This is a genomic window from Nonomuraea sp. NPDC048916, from assembly GCF_040649575.1.
Lineage (GTDB): Bacteria > Actinomycetota > Actinomycetes > Streptosporangiales > Streptosporangiaceae > Nonomuraea.
The window spans coordinates 1-1,725 of sequence record NZ_JBEZFS010000111.1; the positions used below are offsets into that span (position 1 = coordinate 1).

At 61.4% G+C, this 1,725-nt stretch carries 1 protein-coding gene and 2 pseudogenes; 2 read left to right on the forward strand and 1 reads right to left on the reverse strand.

The window, feature by feature from the left end; all coding sequences use genetic code 11:
• Positions 1-146 precede the first annotated feature (146 nt).
• Positions 147-1,112, forward strand: coding sequence for an ATP-grasp ribosomal peptide maturase (gene tgmB, locus AB0C16_RS39960; protein WP_357691349.1), 966 nt, complete (start codon positions 147-149; stop codon positions 1,110-1,112).
• Between the two features lie 308 nt (positions 1,113-1,420).
• Positions 1,421-1,585 (forward strand): annotated as a pseudogene (locus AB0C16_RS39965) (rRNA adenine N-6-methyltransferase family protein); the annotation flags it as partial.
• Positions 1,586-1,597: 12 nt separating this feature from the next.
• On the opposite strand, the pseudogene AB0C16_RS39970 reads toward AB0C16_RS39965, so the two are convergent.
• Positions 1,598-1,725 (reverse strand): annotated as a pseudogene (locus AB0C16_RS39970) (IS5/IS1182 family transposase); the annotation flags it as partial.

The following is a 1,725-nucleotide window of genomic DNA, read 5'->3' on the forward strand; positions in this document are numbered from 1 at the left end:
CAGCACCTGAAGCTCCTGGTTGCGACGGTGATGGTTGTGGTGATCAACCCGTCTACCAGGAGCTTCTTTGCGCCACCTGCCGAACATCAGCATCGCGATCATGCTGTGATCAGGGCACGCGTCCAGGAGGTTGGAAAACGTTCACTGTGTTGGTCGTCACGTCATTGATTGACGAGACGGCCAACATGGTTATCAGAGCACTGATCGAGCGCCGGGTGCAGGTGGCCCGCGTCGATCCTGCCGACATCGGTACCGCGCTGACGTTCAGCGCCGTGCTCGGCGACGGCCGCGATTCCTGGGGTGGCCAGCTTCGCACGCCAAGTCGTGATATCGCGCTGGAGGAGGTTGGGTCGGTGTACTACCGCCGCCCCAGCTCTTGGCGTAGCAGCTTCCCTGATGAGCAGGCGCGACGGTTCGCGGATACAGAAACCCGATACGGCTTGGGCGGACTGCTGAGGACCCTGCCGAACTGCCGCTACGTCAACCATCCCTTTGCGACCCAAAAGGCAGACTTCAAGGTCGCTCAGTTGCAGGAGGCTGCCCAGCTGGGCATGAAGATCCCCAAGACGTTGGTTACGAACGATCCCAAAGCAGCACGAGCGTTCGCCGCTCAGCATGGGCCGATCGTCTACAAGTCGTTTCGGGGCGCCCCGCGCACCTCAGACGGTCATGTCGGGGCGATATGGACTCAGCGGGTCACTGAGCAGGAGCTTGACGACTCCGTGTCGGTGACTGCCCACATGTTCCAGGAGGAGATACAGAAGACAGCTGATGCGAGAGTGACTGTAGTCGGCCGAGAGGTGTTCGCGAGCCGGATTACCACCTCGGACGGCGCGCTGGACTGGAGGTGCGGGGATTGGGGCGAGCTAGTCCACGAGCACATTGACGTGCCCGAAGTGACCAGGAAGGCCCTATACGCCTATCTCGACTTCTTTGGCCTAAAATTCGGCTGCTTCGACTTCGCCCTGGAAGAGAGCAGCGCAGGCGACCAATCCTCCGAAATCTGGACATTTGTCGAGTGTAATCCCAACGGACAATGGGGATGGCTGCCCGACTCCGACGCGATAGCGCACGCCTTCGCTGACGTACTGCTGGAAGGATGGTGGCCATGAGTGACATGGCCGCAGGCCTCCGCCTCGAACTGGCGGACAAAATAGGATCTGCCGGCTGGCACAAGGCGCTAGAAATGGTGCCTCGCGAGTGGTTCCTAGGGGATGCCGTCTATAGGGTCGACAAGACCAGAGGCGACCTGTGGGCGCCTGTCCGCCGTGCCGACACGGCTGAGGATGAATGGCTTGCCCTGGCCTACGCCAACGAAACGTGGGTGACACAGGTAGCCGGGATCATGGCCGAAGACGTAACAGGCGCCGTGAGGGGGCACCCGTCGTCGTCATCCACGCTCCCGGGCCTGGTCGTACGGATGCTTGAAGCCGCCGAGATCGAAGAAGGCGACACCGTCCTAGAGATCGGCACAGGTACGGGCTACTCCACATCGCTGATGTGTCAGCGGCTCGGAAACGACGCGGTCTTCTCGATCGAGTACGACCCGGTGGTCGCCGCTCGTGCCCGTGAGGCGATCACTGAACCTTTTTCATCCTCAGGCGCCCTGGGCAACTCGGTGGTTCTGAAGGACGGCGATGGCCTTACAGAGGTGGCCGGCCTTGGAAGGGCTGCAGCGTAGCTTTCGGAGGATCTTCCAGCTCTTCAGCTGGGCGTTCGCGCGTT